Raw genomic sequence first — 18,443 nt, 5'->3', positions numbered from 1 at the left:
GCTTGCCCGCGATAGCATCACCTCGGTTCACCTGATAGACCGAGCTGCCTGCATCGCGGGCAAGCCCAGCTCCCACAAAGCTTCTCCCGCAGTGGGTAGGGGTCAGGCCTTGAGGCCCAGGATATCCCGCGCCACCGCCTCGGCAATCCGGATTCCATCCACGCCCGCCGAGAGAATCCCGCCCGCGTAGCCGGCGCCTTCGCCAGCCGGGAACAAGCCCTTGACGTTCAGGCTTTGCAACGTTTCGTCGCGGGTGATGCGCAGCGGCGACGAGGTGCGGGTTTCAATGCCGGTCAGCACGGCGTCATGCAGCGAGTAGCCGCGAATCTGCTTTTCGAACGCCGGCAGGGCTTCACGGATGGCTTCGATGGCGAAGTCGGGCAGGGCCAAGGCCAGGTCGCCCAAAGACACTCCCGGTTTGTAGGACGGCTCGACGCTGCCCAGCGCCGTAGACGGTTTGCCGGCAATGAAGTCGCCCACCAGTTGTGCCGGGGCTTCGTAGTTGCTGCCACCGAGCACGAAAGCGTGGGATTCCAGACGCTCCTGCAATTCGATGCCCGCCAAGGGGCCGCCCGGGTAATCCACTTCAGGCGTAATGCCCACCACGATGCCGGAGTTGGCGTTGCGCTCGTTGCGTGAATACTGGCTCATGCCGTTGGTCACGACGCGGTTCGGCTCGGAGGTGGCCGCCACTACGGTGCCGCCCGGGCACATGCAGAAGCTGTACACCGAGCGACCGTTCTTGGCGTGGTGCACCAGTTTGTAATCGGCGGCGCCAAGCTTCGGGTGGCCGGCATATTTACCCAGGCGCGCGCTGTCGATCAGCGATTGCGGGTGTTCGATGCGGAAACCCACCGAGAACGGCTTGGCTTCCATGTACACGCCGCGGCCGTGGAGCATGCGGAACGTGTCCCGGGCGCTGTGGCCCAGGGCCAGAATCACATGTTTTGAATGAATACGTTCGCCGCTGGCCAGTTCAACACCGACCAACTGGCCGTTCTCGATCAGCACATCCGTGACCCGCTGCTGAAAGCGAACTTCACCGCCCAGGGCGCGAATCTGCTCACGCATGTTTTCCACGACGCCTGTCAGACGGAACGTACCGATGTGCGGCTTGCTGACGTAGAGGATTTCTTCCGGCGCGCCGGCCTTGACGAATTCGTGCAGGACTTTGCGACCCAGGAACTTGGGATCCTTGATCTGGCTGTAGAGCTTGCCGTCGGAGAACGTCCCCGCACCGCCTTCGCCGAACTGCACGTTGGATTCGGGGTTGAGCACGCTTTTGCGCCACAGGCCCCAGGTGTCCTTGGTGCGCTGGCGCACTTCGGGGCCGCGCTCGAGGATGATCGGTTTGAAGCCCATCTGTGCCAGCAACATGGCGGCGAAGATCCCGCACGGGCCGAAGCCGACCACGATCGGCCGTTCGCTCAGGTCAGCCGGTGCCTGGCCCACCACTTTATAGCTGACATCCGGCGCCTGGTTGACGTTACGGTCATCGGCGAACTTGCGCAGCAAGCCGGCTTCATCGCGCACCGTCAGGTCGATGGTGTAGATGAAGCACAGTTCGGAGGACTTCTTACGCGCGTCGTAGCTGCGTTTGAACAGGGTGAAGTCGAGCAGGTCATCGCTGGCGATGCCCAGGCGCTGCACGATGGCTGGGCGCAGGTCTTCTTCGGGATGGTCGATCGGCAGCTTGAGTTCGGTGATTCGTAACATGACAGGATCCGGTTCGCGGGACGCACAACTGCGCCAGGGCGTGAGGCGGCGATTATAAGCCAAAAACCTTCGAATCAGTCGTTACGCGCACCGCCGAAGTAAGCGCAGCCGCGCTGGACCTGACCGTTGACCCGCAGCTCGGCGTTCATGTGTTGCACGCTGCCGGTCACGCTGTCGACGCAGCGCTGGGGAGTGACCCAAAGCTCGACCTTCTGGCCGTTGGCTTCGGTGCCGAGATTGAAGCGGCCATCGCCCAGTTGTTCTTCAACGAAAGGCACCGCCAAAGGCGGCTGGCCCTCACGTTCGAGCACCAGGCCTTTGCCGCTGGCGTTCAGATTCCACTCGGGGCCATGGCCGCTGGCGCGCAGGAGCAGCCGCTTGAAGTCGGCGTCGTCGCAAGCGCTGCCCGAACGCTCCAGGCGATACAACTGCTCAAGATTCAACTGGCTGTCGGTACCGGCCGCTGCGCTGGTGACGATATGGCCGCGCACATCGGCAAACAGTTTGCCCCGATCATCGGCCAGGCTGGCGGCCTGTTGCAGTACGCTGGTGCCGCCGCTGTCGTTGACGATGTAGCGACGCTGCTCCTGGCAGGGCTGGAACACCAGCTTGCCATCGGCCGCCGTAAGTTCGCCCTGCATGCGCATCTGCCCGGCATGGGAAACGCTCTGGGGTGGAGCGTCGAGCAACTGGCAGCCGGCGAAAAGCGGCAGGAGGGCGACAAACAGCAGGGAACGGGCGGCACGCATCATTGAGTCTCCAGACAAGTGCCGCCACGTTACGCAGACTGATCCTGCATCACAAGAGGTCAACCGACGTGAAAGGTCTGACCAGTCTGCCGGCCTTCGACACTCTTGGCGTAGGCCAATGCGACATCGGCGGCTGGTACCGGCTTATAGCCACGGAAGTACGGGGCATAGTTGTCCATGGCTTCGAGCAGCACGTTGGGACTGACCGAATTGACCCGCAAGCCCCGGGGCAATTCGATTGCCGCGGCACGCACGAAACTGTCCAGGGCACCGTTGACCATGGCCGCCGACGCACCGCTTCTGATCGGATCGTGGCTGAGCACACCAGTGGTGAAGGTGAAGGACGCACCGTCATTGGCGAATTCGCGGCCGATCAGCAGCAGGTTGACCTGGCCCATCAGTTTGTCTTTCAAACCCAGGGCGAAGCTGTCCTGCGTCATCTCGTCCAAGGGCGCAAAGGTGACGTTGCCCGCGGCGCAGACCAGTGCATCGAAGCGACCGGTTTTCTCGAACAGGGCACGGATCGAAGAGCTGTCACTGATATCCACGTGCAGGTCGCCGCTGTGACGGCCGATGCGCACAATGTCGTGACGCGGTGACAGTTCTTTATCAATGGCCGAACCGATGGTGCCGCTGGCGCCGATCAACAGGATTTTCATTAGCTGTTCCTCAATGGGCTGGATGAGATTGCAGTCTAGAGAGGTTCTTTCTCTTGATAATCGTGGTAATAGGCAACCTTTGGTTTTCAATTGGAAACAATCCGATGAGCGAAATGGACGACCTGGCGGCGTTCGCCGTGTTGATCGAGGCGGGTAGTTTCACCCTGGCGGCCCAGCAATTGGGCTGCAGCAAGGGCCAGTTGTCCAAGCGCATCAGCCTGCTGGAGAGTCGGTTTTCGGTGGTGTTGCTACAGCGCACCACGCGGCGCTTGAGTCTCACGGCAGCGGGGGCTGCGTTATTGCCCCAGGCTCAGGCGTTGTTGGTGCAGGTGCAAAGGGCGCGTCAGGCCCTGGCTCGCCTGAAGGATGACATTTCCGGGCCGGTGCGTATGACGGTTCCGGTGTCGTTGGGCGAAACCTTCTTTGAGGGTTTGCTGACGGAGTTCGCCCAGCGTTACCCCGACGTGCAGATCGAACTGGAGCTCAACAATGGCTACCGGGATCTGTCCCGTGATGGTTTCGACCTGGCGATCCGCTCCGACGCTGCCCTCGATGAGCGCCTGGTGGCGCGTCCGCTGCTGGCCTGGCATGAGCTGACCTGCGCCAGCCCGGCCTACCTCGAACACTACGGCGAACCCCTGACGCCCCAGGGCCTGGCCGAACATCGTTGCCTGCTCAACAGTCATTACAGCGGCCGCGAGGAATGGCTCTATCACCAGCAACACGAATTGTTGCGGGTGCGGGTATCGGGACCGTTCGCCAGCAATCACTACAGCCTGCTGAAAAAAGCCGCCCTGGCCAACGCCGGGATCGCCCGGTTGCCGTCCTATCTGTTGCATGAGGAATTGGCTGACGGACGTTTGCGCTGGTTACTCAGGGATTTTCAGACCCGTCGCATGCCGATGTACCTCGTGCACCCGTACCAGGGCGGTTTGCCCAAGCGCACCCAGGTGCTGGCCGATTATCTGATCGACTGGTTCAAGCGCAGTGGCGAGGCGCTGGATCGACTTCAGCGATAGCAAGGCATCACACGAACCTTGTGGGAGCGAGCCTGCTCGCGATAGCGGTGGGTCAGGCAACAATTGTGCTGAAGCTGACACTGCTATCGCGAGCAGGCTCGCTTCCACAGGAGTCCCGATCTTGATCAGCGAGCGTAGTGCCTGGCGATCAGGTGGTCGAGCGACAGCTTGCCCGGCCCGCGCGCCATCAGATAAAGCAGTACCGCCGCCCAGGTGCCATGGGTCGGATAGGCGTCGGGGTAGACGAACAGTTGAATGGTCAAGGTCATGCCCAGCAGGGCCAGGGCCGAGAAGCGTGTCGCCAGGCCAAACAGGATCAGGATCGGGAACACATGCTCGGCCACTGCCGCCAGATGCGCTGCCAGTTCTGGCGACAACAGCGGCAAGGCGTATTCGCTTTTGAACAGGGGAATGGTCGAATCGGCCAGTCGCGGCAGGCCGAGCTGGAAGGTGCCGTCGATCAGGTCGATGGCCAGGCCTTCGATTTTGGTCTGGCCGGATTTCCAGAACACCGCCGCGATGCAAAAGCGCCCAACGAAGGCGATCAGGCTGTGAGGGATTTTATCCAGCCATTCAATGGAGCGAGTGATCAGGGCGTTCATGGCAATACCTGCTCGGCTAACAGATGGGTGACGGCTTGATGGCTGATGAGCTGCGCCAGGGTGTGCTCCAGTTCCAGATCGCTGTCGCGCCTGGTTGCAGCATCAATGGCCGCGCTCAGGAAACAACCTTGCAGCAGGTCCTTGATGAAATCATGGGCGCCGGGACTGATCGCAAACACTTCCACGTCCAGGTTGTTGCGCAGCACCAGGGCGCATTGCGGCGTGAAGGGGTCGACCGGCATGACGGGCTCTTGCTGATGGGCGGCCCAGATCGCCACCACGGCGAAGGGCGATTGCAACAGGTGCAGTGACGGATGAAGGCCAACCCTCAGATGATCATGGGATGCCGGCGATGACAGCACTTGCATGACCCGTTCTGCATCCATGGGCCGGGCGTCGGCGGCGTGCCAGGCTTGCACCTGCAGGCGCTCCAGTCGGGCGACATCCGCCAGATACGGCACGCTGGCGGCGGGTTCGAAATGTTCGATGAACCCGGCAAAGTCGGCACCGTAGTCACTCATGACTGGGCTTCGCGGTGCGGCGCACTGGACGTACATTCCGGCCATGGCGCCGAAGAACTCCTCGCCCACCAGTTGCGCCACCACCGGATAGTTGTCGGCCAGGGCGTTGATCAATGAGCTGAGCACGTTGTTGCGATACACCGCGAACCGGCTCTCTGGATCGGCGCCGGTGGCGCAGGTCAAACCCTGCGGACAAGCTTTGCGCGGGTCGAGCAGGGCGGCGGCGAATTCGCTGTAGCGGCTCATGGCTGGACCCTGGCGGCGTTTAATAGTTGGTCGGCCTGACCGGCTTCGGCCAACAGCACTGCCAACGCCGGGATGTGGTTGTCGCGCTCGATCAGCGTGGCGACTGGCCCGGTCCGCGCCAGTACCGTGCGATACAAGCGCCAGACCTCGTTATCGATTGGCGCACCGTGGTCATCGATCAGCAAACGCTCGCCCAGGCTGTCGGAATCTTCGGCAAACCCGGCCAGATGAATTTCGCCGGTGGCCTGCAGGGGCAGTGCGTCGAGGTAAGCCTGGGGATCACGGCAATGGTTGATGCATGAAACGTAGACGTTGTTCACATCCAGCAGCAGTCCGCAGCCAGTGCGACGGATGACTTCACTGATGAAGTCAGGCTCGTCGAGGGTCGAGTCCTCGAACGCCAGATAAGTGGCCGGGTTTTCCAGCAGCAGTGTGCATTTGAGGCTGGACTGGACCTGATCGACGTGTTCGCAGACGCGCCTGAGCGTCGTTTCATCGTAGGCCAGGGGCAGCAGATCGTTGAGAAACACCGGGCCATGGCTGGACCAGGCCAGGTGTTCGGAAAAAGACTGGGGCTGATAGCGTTCGATCAGTGTGGCCAGGCGCTGCAAATGCGCAACATCCAGCGGCCCCTCTCCACCGATCGACAGGCCGACGCCGTGCAGTGACAGCGGATACTGTTCGCGTATCCGCCCCAGGAAGTGATGAAACGGCCCGCCGGCCACCATGTAGTTTTCCGCGTGCACTTCGAAGAAACCCAGATCCGGTCGGGTCTGGAGCACTTCACGAAAATGCTCGGTCTTGAGCCCCAACCCAGCCCTTGGCGGTAGCCGGGTATCGGTGGCGAGGGAGGGGGCTTTCGACATGGAGATTGGCCTCAGGCAGATGCGATCAAGACTTGGCTTTGAACGCTTCGAGCTGGCCGAAACCAGTCGGGGAGGTTTTGCTTTCCATGGTGGTGCAAGTGCCTTTAGGGACCGATTTCCAAGCGTTGGCCTGATAGTCCATTTTCGCGGTGCCGGCACAGGTGGTGCCAGCGCCGGCGGCGCAGTCGTTCTTGCCTTTGAGAGCGACACCGAAGCATTTTTCCATGGTGTCGTCGGCGGCATGGACAGTCGAGACGCCTGTCATGCTCAAGGCAGAGCCAAGTGCCAGGGCCAGGGCGGCGGCGGACAGGGTGCGGGTCGAAGCAGTCATGATGATTCTCCAGTTTCAGGAAATGAACCGGCGTTAGCGCCGGTCTGCTGAACTAGAGAGGGGGTAGGGGAATGCGTTACAGCAGGTTCTCGATTTTTTTTGTTTGTTTCGAAATCCATTGTGGCGAGGGGATAAATCCCCTCGCCACAACAGCATTCACTTGAGAACTGGGCAAAAAAAAACGGCCCGAAGGCCGTTTTCTCATGCAGCAACAGACTCAACCGCCCAGATACGCCTCGCGTACTTTCGGGTCGGTCAACAGCGCCTCACCCGTGCCTTGCATCACCACGCGGCCGTTCTCCAGCACGTACGCCCGGTCAGCGATTTTCAGCGCCTGGTTGGCGTTCTGCTCCACCAGGAATACCGTCACGCCATCCTTGCGCAGTTGTTCGATGATGTCGAAGATCTGCTGGATGATGATCGGCGCCAGGCCCAGGGACGGTTCGTCGAGCAGCAACAACTTGGGCTTGCTCATCAGCGCACGGCCGATGGCGAGCATTTGCTGTTCGCCGCCGGACATGGTGCCGCCGCGCTGGCTAAAGCGTTCTTTCAGGCGGGGGAAAAGGTGCAGCACCTTGTCCATTTGCTCCTGAAAATCACCCTTTTCGGTGAAAAAACCGCCCATGGCGAGGTTTTCTTCCACGGTCAGTCGGGCAAATACCCGACGGCCTTCCGGCACCACGGCGATGCTCTTGCGCATGATTTGCGAAGAGTCCTGGCCCACCAGTTCCTCACCCATGTAGCGGATGCTGCCACTGTGGGCCTGGGGCGAACCGCAGAGCGTCATCAGCAGGGTGGATTTGCCGGCACCGTTGGCACCGATCAGCGTCACGATTTCGCCCTGGCGGACTTCGACGTTGACGCTGTGCAGGGCCTGGATCTTGCCATAGAAGGTGGAAACGTTTTCGAACTGCAGCATTTACGCTTCCCCCAGGTAGGCTTTGATCACTTCAGGATTGTCGCGGATCTGTTCCGGCGAACCGTCGGCCAGCGGCGTGCCTTGGTTGATCACGACGATATGGTCGGAAATGCTCATGACCAGCTTCATGTCGTGCTCGATCAGCAGCACGGTGACATCGTGCTCCTCGCGCAGCACGCCGATCAGCGCTTTGAGGTCTTCGGTTTCCTTCGGGTTCAGGCCAGCGGCCGGTTCGTCGAGCATGAGGATCCGCGGGCGGGTCATCATGCAGCGGGCGATTTCCAGACGCCGTTGCTGACCGTAGGCCAGGGTGCCGGCGGTACGGTTGGCGAACTCCTTGAGATTGACCTTCTCCAGCCAGTACTCGGCGAACTCCATGGCCTCGCGTTCGCTCTTGCGGAACGCCGGGGTCTTGAACAGACCGGCAAAGAAGTTGGTGTTCAGGTGGCGATGCTGGGCGATCAACAGGTTCTCGACCGCCGTCATGTCCTTGAACAGCCGCACGTTCTGGAAGGTGCGCACCACACCCTTGCGGGCGATGTGGTGACCAGGCAGGCCCTGGATCGGCTCGCCGTCCAGCAGGATCGTGCCGCCGGTAGGCTGATAGAAGCCGGTCAGGCAGTTGAACACGGTGGTCTTGCCCGCGCCGTTCGGCCCGATCAATGCAACGACCTGTTTCTCTTTCACGGTCAGGGCCACGCCATTGACCGCCAGCAAGCCGCCGAAGCGCATGCTCAAGTTTTCGACTTTCAGGATCTCGCGGCTCATTTGCGCAGCTCCATGTGCGGGCGTTGCATAGGCAGCAGACCTTGAGGACGCCAGATCATCATCAGCACCATCAAGGCGCCGAACATCAACATGCGGTATTCGCTGAATTCACGCATCATTTCAGGCAACAGGATCATCACGATTGCCGCCAGGATCACACCCAGCTGCGAGCCCATCCCACCCAGCACCACGATGGCGAGGATGATCGCCGACTCGATGAAGGTGAAGGATTCCGGCGTCACCAGGCCCTGACGGGCAGCAAAGAAGCTACCGGCGAAACCGGCGAAGGCGGCACCGAGGGTGAAAGCCGAAAGCTTGATCACGGTCGGGTTCAGACCCAGGGCACGGCAGGCGATCTCGTCTTCACGCAGCGCTTCCCACGCACGGCCGATAGGCATGCGCAGCAGGCGGTTGATGACGAACAGCGCAGCCAGGGCCAGCAACAGCGCAACCAGGTAGAGGAAAATCACCTTGTTGATCGAGTTGTAGGGCAGTCCGAAGTACTCGTGGAAGGTCTGCAGACCTTCGGCGGCTTTGCGTTCGAAGGTCAGGCCGAAGAACGTTGGCTTCTCGATGTTGCTGATGCCGTTCGGGCCGCCGGTGATGTCGGTCAGGTTGCGCAGGAACAGACGGATGATCTCGCCGAAACCCAGGGTCACGATTGCCAGGTAGTCACCGCGCAAGCGCAGCACCGGGAAACCCAGCAGGAAACCGAAGGTGGCGGCCATCATCCCGGCAATTGGCAGGCAGATCCAGAAGCTCAAGCCGAAGTAATGGGACAGCAGCGCGTAGCTGTAGGCGCCGACGGCATAGAAGCCGACGTAACCCAGGTCCAGCAGACCGGCCAGCCCTACCACGATGTTCAGGCCCAGGCCCAGCATCACGTAGATCAGGATCAGGGTGGCGATGTCCACCGCACCGCGAGAGCCGAAAAACGGCCAGACCAACGCGATGACGATCAGGCCCAGGATGATCCAGCGCTGGGTAGTCGGCAGGGTCAGGAAGTTGCTGGCCTTGGCCGGGACTATCGGAAGGCCTGGCGAGGCCTTCCAGGCGGCGCTGATCTGCGTGCTGAACAACACCCGCAGGAACATCAGCACCGAACACACGGCGATGGTCGCCAGGATGGCGGGGCTGGTGCCGTGCACTTCTAGGTCGATGCCCACGATGGTCAGTTTCAGGCCGAGTACCGGGTACGCGACCGCCCAGACCAACAGCGCGCTGAAGAGCGCCGATTTAAGATGTTTAGTCATACCTTCTCAACCTCCGGACGGCCCAGGATGCCGGTCGGCCGGAACAGCAGCACCAGAACCAACAAGCCGAACGCCACGACGTCCTTGTATTGATCGCCGAAGATGTCGGCACCAAAGGCTTCCGCCACGCCCAGCACCAGCCCGCCGAGCATGGCTCCGGGGATGCTGCCGATGCCGCCCAGTACCGCAGCGGTGAAGGCCTTCAGGCCCACGAGGAAACCGGCGTTGGGGTTGATCACGCCGTATTGCATGCTCAGCAGCACGGCGGCGATGGCCGCCAGGGCCGCGCCGATGACGAAGGTCAGGGCAATGATGTTGTTGGTGTTGATGCCCAGCAGGTTGGCCATCTTGATGTCCTCGGCGCAGGCGCGGCAGGCGCGGCCCAGGCGGGAACGGGAGATGAACAGCGTCAGGCCGAGCATGGCGACCAGGGTCACCACGAACACCACGATTTGCATGTAGGAAATCAGCACTTCCTGTGCCCCCCCTGGCCCGAAGGTAAAGTTACCCGGAATCAGGTTGGGAATGGATTTGTCCTTGGAGTCTTGCGACAGCAGAACGGTGTTCTGCAGGAAGATCGACATGCCGATGGCCGAAATCAGCGGGATCAGACGGTTGCTGCCGCGCAAGGGGCGGTAGGCGATCCGTTCGATGCTGTAGCCATAGGAACTGGTCACCACGATGCTCGCGATGAACGCCGCGGTCATTAACAGCGGGACACTGTCGAGTCCCATCATGGCCAGCCCGGCGATGGCGATGAACGCCACGTAGGAGCCGATCATGTACACCTCGCCGTGGGCGAAGTTGATCATTCCAATGATGCCGTAAACCATCGTATAGCCGATGGCGATCAGGGCATACGTGCTGCCAACGGTCAGGCCGTTAACCAGCTGTTGGAAGAAGTGATAGATGTCAGGCATTACAGCGCTCCTAAAAACCTGATACGCATTTCACTGGTGGAGTCATTTTCCCGCCCGGCCCCGTGGATCTGCATCCACTTCGAGCACGAGGTTTGCCAGCGAACCGCTGATGACGGTTTTGAGATTTTCAGGTGGGGAGACTGGCGGATCACGCCAGCGCGGCCCAATACATTTAAAACAAAGCCCACGGCACGCCGTGGGCTTTATTGGCAGTCAGTCAGGCCAGGCCTTACTGAGGCGAAGCTTCGGTTTTAGGTTTGCCGAAATGCCACTGGTAAACCACAAACTTGAAGTCCTTCAGGTCGCCCTTGTCGTCGAAGCTCAGGTCACCGGTCGGGGTCTTGAAAGTACCGGCGTGGATGGCTTCAGCCACTTTTTCCGGGTCTTCGCTCTTGGCTTCGGTGATGGCCTGGGCAATCACTTGAACGGCCGAGTAGGACGGGAACACGAACGGACCGCTCGGGTCTTCCTTCTTGGCTTTGAACGCGTCAGCCAGGGCGATGTTGGCCGGATCCTGGTCGAAGGATTTCGGCAGGGTCACCAGCAAACCTTCGGAAGCTTCCTTGGCGATCTGCGAGATCGAGTCGTTACCCACGCCTTCCGGACCCATGAACTTGGCGTTCAGGCCTTTTTCCTGGGATTGACGCAGGATCAGGCCCAGCTCCGGGTGGTAGCCGCCGTAGTAGACGAAGTCGACGTTGGCTTGCTTGAGCTTGGCGATCATCGAGGAGAAGTCTTTGTCGCCGGCGTTCACGCCTTCGAACACGGCGACTTTAACGCCTTTCTTCTCAAGGGTCGTTTTCACGGCACTGGCGATACCTTCGCCGTATTGCTGCTTGTCGTGCAGGACCGCAACGACTTTCGGCTTGACGTGGTCGGCAATGTAGTTACCGGCGGCAGGGCCCTGGGCGCTGTCCAGGCCGATGGTGCGGAAGATCATCTTGTAGCCGCGAGCGGTGATGTCCGGGCTGGTAGCGGCTGGCGTGATCATGATCACGCCTTCGTCTTCATAGATGTCCGAAGCCGGTTGGGTGGAGCTGGAGCACAGGTGGCCGACCACGAACTTGACGCCGTCGTTGACGACTTTGTTCGCCACCGCGACTGCTTGTTTTGGATCACAGGCGTCATCGTATTCAACGGCGACCAGTTGTTTGCCGTTGACGCCGCCCTTGGCGTTGATCTGCTCGATGGCCATTTTGGAGCCACTGAATTGCATGTCGCCGTACTGGGCTACGGGGCCGGTTTTTGGGCCGGCGATGCCGATCTTGATGGTGTCGGCGGCGAACGAATGGCTGGCAACCCCGGCCAGAACCATAGCGGCAAACAGTTTGGAAATCTGCTTAGTAGCCTTAGTCATAGTGCTCCACTCATGCTGTTGTAGTTTTTATAGTCCTGGCGCCGAAGCAGCAGAACCGGGTCAGATATCTTGGATATCCTCGCGGAAAATGCCCCCGGCAACTGTACCGGTACAGTGTAGAGCGCCGATTGTTGGCAAGGGAAGCTGGCGCTTGGGGGCAAAACCTGAGGGTGTCGCTTAATTGAAAGAAAAAGACAGAATGGCGGCGGGGTTCGTCCGGACAAATCGGCAATCCCTGGCTTTCCTGCGCTTTCCAATCGGTACTCCAATTGCTACCGGGTTTTTCTGCCAGACCACCGACGTTATCATTCGCGCCGATTTCTTTTCCGGACAGCTCCCATGAATCAAGAACCTAGCACCCTCTATGCCAAACTGCTTGGTGAAACCGCATCCATCACCTGGAAGGAGCTGGAGCCGTTCTTTGCCAAGGGTGCCCTATTGTGGGTCGACCCGGCCCTGGATCTGATCGCCGCGGCCGAGGCCGTTGCCCAGGACGAAGGTACCAAAGTCGCCGCCTGGCTGGCTGCCGACCAGTTGGCCAAGCTGTCTGAAACGCGGGCGCTGGACTTTTTCGAACGCGATCCGCAGCTATGGGCGGTAGTGGTTTCACCGTGGATTATGGTCCAGGAAAGGGCATCGGTTTGATGCCTGCACCAAGTTGGTTCGTATTTTCTGCAGAGTAAAAGTGTGTAGGTGAGTAGCGTGATGGCATCCTGCCGTGGTGAAACGCCACAGCGGAGGGTGACGTATACGTAACGGGAACAGTTTATTGGGCAGCCGGTGGGCTGCTTAATTGTTTCTGAATGTTGATTTTGTGTTGTGGTCAAGGCCGCCAATCGCGAGCAGGCTCGCTCCCACATTAATCGCGTTCTTTCTGAGAAACGCGGTTCACTGTGGGAGCGAGCCTGCTCGCGATTGGCGCGACGCGGTCCTGCGCCAGCCTCAATAAGTCTTGCCCGTATGGTTATTCAGGGAAATAACCTTGGTCTTGCCGATGCGGTGACGGTAGATCTCACGCAAATACTTGATCGCCTTTTTCACGCAGTCGCGGGACAGGCGGATGTCATTGATCGAGACAAACTTGTCTTTGTCGCTGATCAGCTCGCGGTATTTCTTCTCGTACATCGGCTTGATCGCGTACCAGTTGGTGTCGAGGATCTTCGCCGGGTTTTCGAACTCGTTGAGCAGATCGTCGATGCGCTCTTCGTCGAAGTCTTCGTTGATGATGAAGTCCAGGATCGAGTTGTCCAGGGTGTCATCGAAGCGATACGGGGTGCGGGCAAAACAGCGCTTGATGAACGCCACGATCAGGGTCAGGAAGTCATCCGACAGGCAGGGGCTCTTGGCGATCAGGGTGGTCAGCGACAGGTTGGCCGAGGCACCGATCACCAGCGCGTAACGCTTGAGGGTGGTGTTGGGGAACAGGCTGTTGAGGTGGGTCTTGAGCCGGTTCAGGTCCATGTAGGACAGCTTGTAGTCCTTGGGCAACGAGACGATCGACACCACCGACGAGCAGTTCTTGAAGAAGTGCAGGTCATGCAGGGCCGCGGCGTCGTAGCCGGAATTCTTGTACTGCTCCAGCGAGGCGCGGTAGCGCTTGGATTCGATCGGCAACAGGCTGATGCCTTCGATGGCCTGGGTGACTTTGTTGAAGTGCGGCAGGTCGATGGAGCGGAAGAACAGGTCGTCGATGTTCAGGCGCGGCGGCTCCTTCTCGAACACCTTGAACTTGTCGCCGCTGGGCGCTGGGGTTTCCGGAACGACGGACTCGGCGTAGGCAATCGCCACCGGGCCGGCCAGGCTCATGAACAGGTCGTTGGCGTCCAGGCGAATGGTTTCGCCAATGTCGATGCCGGCGCGACGGAAGTAGTTCTGGTCGTAGTCGGTGGTCACTGCCTGGGCGGTCAGGATGTTGAAGATCTGCTGGGAGATGTACTGGTTGGCGTGCTTCTCCATGGCATTGACATCGATGTTCTGGATGTTGCCGTCATCGCTCTCTTCGGCGTAGCGCATGATGTCGTTGGAGATCAGCATCATCGCGTTCCAGGGCCGGATGCGGCCCATCACGCTGGCTTCGCTGCTGTCTTCGTTGGCGAAGTTGTACGAGAAATCCCATTCTTCCGACAGGTACTTGCACAGCAGGCGTCCGGCGTTGATGTGCAGCGCCTCGGACATTTCGCTGCGGTGATCGGAAATGTTAGGCAGTACGCAAATGCCGCTGGTGAAGATCGGCTCGAAGACGAAGGAATGACCGCTCTTGCTGTCGTGTTCGTCCATCGGCTTGGTGTCGAACGTCTTGTTCATGTACGAGTACTGCTGAGCCAGGCCGAACTCCGAGGCCATGCCCGAACCGGTACCGCCACCGGCACTGAAGATCGAGAAGTACAGGCGCGACTGGTTGGCCTTGATGCCGCAGCTGTCGATCAGGTACGAGTGGATCATCTTCCAGTCGGGGCTGGAGAAACGCTGGGTGTCCTTGTTCAGGATGATCTTGGCCAGGTACTGGCCCAGGATCGGCGCGTTACCGGCGCCCCCGGCATGGACTTCCGACAGGTCCATGATTTTCATTTTGCTGTAGTCGCGCAAAAAGCCGCTTTTTTCGCCTTTGCGCGAAAAACGGATGCGTCCGGCGATGTCCTTGTCCAGGTCGCCGAGCATCACCAGCGGCTCAACCAAAAACACCGGCTTGCTCACCTTGCTGGTGCCCAGGCGCAAATTGTTGCGGATCCACTGCGCCGGGCTGTAACCCTTGTCGCTGTAGCCCTTGTCTTCGGCATTGAATTCGTTGAGGTAGAACTTGCGGGCGTTGTACACCAGCTCGGCTACGTCCAGGGCGATGTTGGAGCCACAGCGACCCAGGCCGATCAGGCATACGGACGGGAACTCCTGCTGATCGCGTTCGCTTTCGTCGTCCACCAGGTGCGGCGGGCGCGGGAACACGCTGTCACGCAGGCCGTCGAGGTTGTCGAGGATGCGGTCGGTGTTGGTTTCGGTGAAATACAGATACTGCTGAGTCGACAGGGAACGTGAGCGCCTCGGCGGCTTCGGGGTTTCAGGACCGTTGGCGGCCGGGCTCAACGTAAGATCGGATACTGCAGTGGCTGTTTTTTTAGAGGTCATTGTGCGCCATATGCCTGAACTGGTCGGTTCGATGACCACTGTCATCAAACCATCGCGGATGGGAGCTCGCGTCCTTGACGGCGCGAAGGTCGGCCCAAGCGTTCAGGGGGGGCAGCCTGAGCAGCGCTCGGGAAAATCTTTCCTGATAGGTTGAATCGGCCATCGGAAGGCGATCTTTAGTCGAAATAAGGCAAAATGATGTCAATTGCTTCAGGGAATTGACCATAGTCACTAAACACGCCGCCCGCCATGGCCGGGTATCAGTCATGCGAATGATTGGAGACAGTCTGCGCGCCGCTGTCTAGATTGCAGACTCCGGGTTCGGATGCCTCGCCGTGCCCCATAACAATAAAGAGACGGACCCATGCAGAACTCGACCCAAGCGGCGAATGCCTGGCGCATTCTGTTCCTGCTGTTCCTGGCCAACCTGTTCAACTTCTTTGACCGCACCATCCCGGCGATCATCATCGAGCCGATCCGTATGGAGTGGAGCCTCAGCGACTTCCAGATCGGCATCATCGGCACCGCCTTCACCATCGTTTACGCCATCGCCGGGCTGCCGCTGGGGCGCATGGCCGATACCGGTTCGCGCAGCAAGTTGATGGGCTGGGGCCTGGCGACCTGGAGCGGGCTGACGGCGGTCAATGGCTTGGTGGGCAGTTTCTGGGCGTTTCTGGTGGTACGCATGGGCGTGGGGATCGGTGAAGCCAGTTACGCGCCAGCGGCCAACTCGCTGATCGGTGATCTGTTTCCGGCCCACCGTCGGGCGCGGGCCATGGGCATTTTCATGCTGGGCCTGCCGATCGGTCTGCTGCTGGCGTTCTTCACCATCGGGGCGATGGTCAAGGCCTTCGACAGCTGGCGCGCGCCGTTCTTTATCGCGGCGGTGCCGGGGCTGGTGCTGGCGGTGTTCATGTTTTTCATCAAGGAGCCCAAGCGCGGCGCGGCGGAAGCGGTGCAGATCTCCCAGGAAAAAATCGACAAGCCGATCCGTCGGGTGCTGGCGATTCCTACTTTTCTGTGGCTGGTGTTGGCGGGGCTGTGTTTCAACTTCGCCACCTATGCCTGCAACTCGTTCCTGGTACCCATGTTACAGCGCTATTTCCTGATGCCGCTGCACGACGCGGCGGTTGCCACCGGGATCATGGTGGGCGTGACCGGGCTGTTCGGGTTGACCCTGGGCGGCTGGATTGCCGACAAGATTCATCAACGGGTGCCCAACGGACGCCTGCTGTTCGCCGCGTTCAGCCTGGTGATCTCCACGGCCACCACCGCTTGGGCGTTGTATGCCGGACGGATTGAAATTGGTGTGTTCGTTGCGGTGTTCAGTGTCGGCTGGCTGTTTGCCTATACCTTTTATACGTGCGTATACACGGCGATCCAGGACGTAGTCGAACCGCGTCTGCGGGCCACGGCGATGGCGTTGTTCTTTGCCGGGTTGTATCTGTTGGGCGGAGGCATGGGGCCGGTGGTGGTGGGTGGCTTGTCTGACTACTTTGCCCATGCGGCCATGGCCGCGACCGGCGCCTCGCAGATGACCGAGGCGTTCAAGGCCATTGGTTTGCATGACGCGATGTTCCTGATTCCGGTGGCGCTGTTCCTGACCATGGTGTTCCTGTTCCTGGCGTCGCGCTGTTTCGTGCGCGATGCCAAGCGGATGAAGGATGGGATGAGTGGGGTGGCGCCGCTGGAGGGAGTGGTGGCGCCGGCTTGAAGAGATTTTGTGGCAATGATGCTTTTGTGGCGAGGGAGCTTGCTCCCGCTGGGCTGCGAAGCGGCCCCAAAAATGTTGCGGTCGCTGCGCAACCGAGCGGGAGCAAGCTCCCTCGCCACAGAGATCGTGTGTTACAGGTTATTGAGCCTTGTCATCCCGCCCACGCAACACGCGATTGGGCATCGCCACTGCCGCCGCCAGCCCCAACAACGACACCGCGGCGCTGATCAGCAACAAATGCCGGAACGTCGTCTGCAATTGCTGACGCAAGGCGTGTTGTGCTTCGCCGGGGGCAGCGTTCAATCCATCCAGCAAAACATTGCCGGAATGCCCTTCACCCAACGGCGACGAACCGGCGAATTGGGCAACGCTTGAGTCCTGCAGCAAGGCCAGCAGCAACGCCGACATCAGCGCTACACCCACGGCGCCGCCGAGGGAGCGGAACAGGTTGGTGGTGCTGGTGGCGACCCCGATGTCCTGTTGTTGCACCGAATTTTGCGACCCCACCAGCGAAGTCGGGAACTGCATGCCGGAAGCGATACCGCTGAGCAGCATGAACAGGCTGCTGAGCCAGAACGCGTCGGGCGGGGTGAAGGCCATGCCGAGGATCGCAAACGGGAAGAGCAGGGCGCCGCTGAGGATCATCGGTTGGTAGTGGCCAGTGATCGAGGTACGGCGTCCGGCGAAATAAGCACCTATGGGCAACCCCATCGCCAGCGGCAACAAGTGCAACGCTGCGCTGTCGGCGCCAGCCCCGGTCACGCTCTGATAGCGCAACGGCACCAGCACGGTCAGGGAAATCGCCTGGAAACTGGTGAAAAACACCGTGCACCAGCACAACACGGCGTTGCGGTTGACGAACAGGTGCATCGGTAACAACGGTTCCCGAGCCCGGCGCTCCTGCCAGATGAACACTGACAATGCCACCACGGCGCAACCCAGCAGCCCCAGTACCTCTCTGCTGTGCCAGGCGTGGCCCTGGCCAACCTCGGTGATGCCCAGCAGCAGCGCGGTCAGGCCGATGATCAACAGCACGGTGCCCAGGTAATCGATGATCGGCTTACGGTGCGGCACCGGCAACCCGACGAGGGTGCGCCGGGCAATCAGCCAGGCCCCCAGGCCCAAGGGCAGGTTGATCAGGAACACCCAGCGCCACGACAGGTACTCGGTCATGTAGCCGCCCAATACCGGCCCCGCCACACTGGCCAGCGCATACATGCTGCTGAAATAGCCCTGATAACGGCCACGTTCGCGGGGCGGCACGATGTCGCCGATGATCGCCTGGCTCACCGAGATCATCCCGCCGGCGCCGATGCCCTGGAAAATGCGCGCCAGCACCAGTTGCTCCATGTTTTGCGCCAGCCCACAGAACAGTGAGGCCAGGGTGAACAGCCCCATGCCGAACAGCATCAACGGCCGCCGACCGTAGAGGTCACCGAGCTTGCCGTAGATCGGCACCGCCACGGTCATGGCGACCATGTAGCCGGAAATCACCCAGGCCAGCAGGCCGACATCACCCAATTGGGCGGAAATGGCCGGCATCGAGACGGCGACGATGGTCTGGTCCAATGCGCCGAGAAAAATCGCCAGCATCAGGGCCACCAGCACACTACGGATGGCAGGCTGTGGGGCTTGGGAGGTATGGAGTTGAGTCAAGGCAGAACCTGCGGGCATCACGCCTGG

At 60.5% G+C, this 18,443-nt stretch carries 17 protein-coding genes; 3 read left to right on the top strand and 14 right to left on the bottom strand.

Translation table 11 applies throughout. The features are described from left to right. Positions 1-102 precede the first annotated feature (102 nt). The 3 genes from PSEUDOMOFG3G_RS20500 to PSEUDOMOFG3G_RS20490 all read right to left on the bottom strand — a co-directional run bounded on the left by PSEUDOMOFG3G_RS20500 (position 103) and on the right by PSEUDOMOFG3G_RS20490 (position 3,124). Positions 103-1,716, bottom strand: a complete 1,614-nt coding sequence (locus PSEUDOMOFG3G_RS20500) for an NAD(P)/FAD-dependent oxidoreductase (protein WP_139050997.1) — start codon at positions 1,714-1,716, stop codon at positions 103-105. A gap of 74 nt (positions 1,717-1,790) precedes the next feature. Continuing rightward, positions 1,791-2,465 (bottom strand): COG3650 family protein, encoded by a 675-nt coding sequence (locus tag PSEUDOMOFG3G_RS20495; RefSeq protein WP_139051019.1) that lies wholly within the window; start codon positions 2,463-2,465, stop codon positions 1,791-1,793. A 59-nt stretch (positions 2,466-2,524) separates the two neighbouring features. Beyond that, complete coding sequence (locus PSEUDOMOFG3G_RS20490) at positions 2,525-3,124, bottom strand: short chain dehydrogenase (RefSeq protein ID WP_139050996.1); 600 nt, start codon at positions 3,122-3,124, stop codon at positions 2,525-2,527. A gap of 104 nt (positions 3,125-3,228) precedes the next feature. On the opposite strand from PSEUDOMOFG3G_RS20490, the gene PSEUDOMOFG3G_RS20485 reads away from it, so the two are divergent. Then, positions 3,229-4,143: a LysR family transcriptional regulator gene (locus tag PSEUDOMOFG3G_RS20485; protein WP_139050995.1), complete on the top strand. Its 915-nt coding sequence runs from the start codon at positions 3,229-3,231 to the stop codon at positions 4,141-4,143. A 125-nt stretch (positions 4,144-4,268) separates the two neighbouring features. On the opposite strand, the gene PSEUDOMOFG3G_RS20480 is transcribed toward PSEUDOMOFG3G_RS20485, so the two are convergent. The 9 genes from PSEUDOMOFG3G_RS20480 to PSEUDOMOFG3G_RS20440 form a co-directional block, all read right to left on the bottom strand. Beyond that, positions 4,269-4,745 carry a DoxX family protein gene (locus PSEUDOMOFG3G_RS20480; RefSeq protein WP_139050994.1) on the bottom strand — a complete coding sequence of 159 codons (477 nt, stop codon included), beginning with the start codon at positions 4,743-4,745 and terminating at the stop codon, positions 4,269-4,271. Further along, a complete protein-coding gene (locus tag PSEUDOMOFG3G_RS20475) occupies positions 4,742-5,512 on the bottom strand; it encodes a DUF2063 domain-containing protein (protein ID WP_139050993.1) in 771 nt (256 codons plus the stop codon). The genes PSEUDOMOFG3G_RS20480 and PSEUDOMOFG3G_RS20475 overlap by 4 nt, the downstream gene beginning before the upstream one ends. Next, positions 5,509-6,378, bottom strand: coding sequence for a DUF692 domain-containing protein (locus PSEUDOMOFG3G_RS20470; RefSeq protein WP_139050992.1), 870 nt, complete (start codon positions 6,376-6,378; stop codon positions 5,509-5,511). The genes PSEUDOMOFG3G_RS20475 and PSEUDOMOFG3G_RS20470 overlap by 4 nt, the downstream gene beginning before the upstream one ends. A gap of 25 nt (positions 6,379-6,403) precedes the next feature. Further along, a complete protein-coding gene (locus PSEUDOMOFG3G_RS20465) occupies positions 6,404-6,709 on the bottom strand; it encodes a DUF2282 domain-containing protein (RefSeq protein ID WP_139050991.1) in 306 nt (101 codons plus the stop codon). Between the two features lie 217 nt (positions 6,710-6,926). Then, positions 6,927-7,628: an ABC transporter ATP-binding protein gene (locus PSEUDOMOFG3G_RS20460; protein ID WP_047228389.1), complete on the bottom strand. Its 702-nt coding sequence runs from the start codon at positions 7,626-7,628 to the stop codon at positions 6,927-6,929. Then, positions 7,629-8,396, bottom strand: a complete 768-nt coding sequence (gene livG, locus PSEUDOMOFG3G_RS20455) for a high-affinity branched-chain amino acid ABC transporter ATP-binding protein LivG (RefSeq protein ID WP_047228388.1) — start codon at positions 8,394-8,396, stop codon at positions 7,629-7,631. Then, a complete protein-coding gene (locus PSEUDOMOFG3G_RS20450) occupies positions 8,393-9,649 on the bottom strand; it encodes a high-affinity branched-chain amino acid ABC transporter permease LivM (RefSeq protein ID WP_139050990.1) in 1,257 nt (418 codons plus the stop codon). The genes livG and PSEUDOMOFG3G_RS20450 overlap by 4 nt, the downstream gene beginning before the upstream one ends. Continuing rightward, entirely contained in the window at positions 9,646-10,569 is a 924-nt protein-coding gene (livH, locus tag PSEUDOMOFG3G_RS20445) for a high-affinity branched-chain amino acid ABC transporter permease LivH (protein WP_047228386.1), read from the bottom strand. The genes PSEUDOMOFG3G_RS20450 and livH overlap by 4 nt, the downstream gene beginning before the upstream one ends. Before the next feature lie 229 nt (positions 10,570-10,798). After that, positions 10,799-11,926, bottom strand: a complete 1,128-nt coding sequence (locus tag PSEUDOMOFG3G_RS20440) for a branched-chain amino acid ABC transporter substrate-binding protein (protein ID WP_092397014.1) — start codon at positions 11,924-11,926, stop codon at positions 10,799-10,801. A 339-nt stretch (positions 11,927-12,265) separates the two neighbouring features. Here PSEUDOMOFG3G_RS20440 and PSEUDOMOFG3G_RS20435 point away from each other — a divergent pair, with 339 nt between their 5' ends. Continuing rightward, a complete protein-coding gene (locus PSEUDOMOFG3G_RS20435; protein WP_047228384.1) occupies positions 12,266-12,571 on the top strand; it encodes a DUF2288 domain-containing protein in 306 nt (101 codons plus the stop codon). A gap of 297 nt (positions 12,572-12,868) precedes the next feature. On the opposite strand, the gene PSEUDOMOFG3G_RS20430 is transcribed toward PSEUDOMOFG3G_RS20435, so the two are convergent. After that, on the bottom strand, positions 12,869-15,046 hold the full coding sequence (locus PSEUDOMOFG3G_RS20430) for a hypothetical protein (RefSeq protein WP_047228435.1): 2,178 nt from the start codon (positions 15,044-15,046) through the stop codon (positions 12,869-12,871). A gap of 364 nt (positions 15,047-15,410) precedes the next feature. On the opposite strand from PSEUDOMOFG3G_RS20430, the gene PSEUDOMOFG3G_RS20425 reads away from it, so the two are divergent. Beyond that, positions 15,411-16,760 (top strand): MFS transporter, encoded by a 1,350-nt coding sequence (locus PSEUDOMOFG3G_RS20425; protein ID WP_107321615.1) that lies wholly within the window; start codon positions 15,411-15,413, stop codon positions 16,758-16,760. Positions 16,761-16,898: 138 nt separating this feature from the next. Here PSEUDOMOFG3G_RS20425 and PSEUDOMOFG3G_RS20420 read toward each other — a convergent pair whose 3' ends face one another. Next, positions 16,899-18,434, bottom strand: a complete 1,536-nt coding sequence (locus tag PSEUDOMOFG3G_RS20420; protein ID WP_171061415.1) for an MDR family MFS transporter — start codon at positions 18,432-18,434, stop codon at positions 16,899-16,901. Positions 18,435-18,443: the final 9 nt, after the last annotated feature.

It is taken from the genome of Pseudomonas sp. FG-3G (assembly GCF_901007645.1).
GTDB classification, from domain to species: Bacteria; Pseudomonadota; Gammaproteobacteria; order Pseudomonadales; family Pseudomonadaceae; genus Aquipseudomonas; species Aquipseudomonas rhizophila.
The sequence above is the reverse complement of the archived record's forward strand: the minus strand, read 5'-3'. Positions and strand labels throughout refer to the sequence as shown.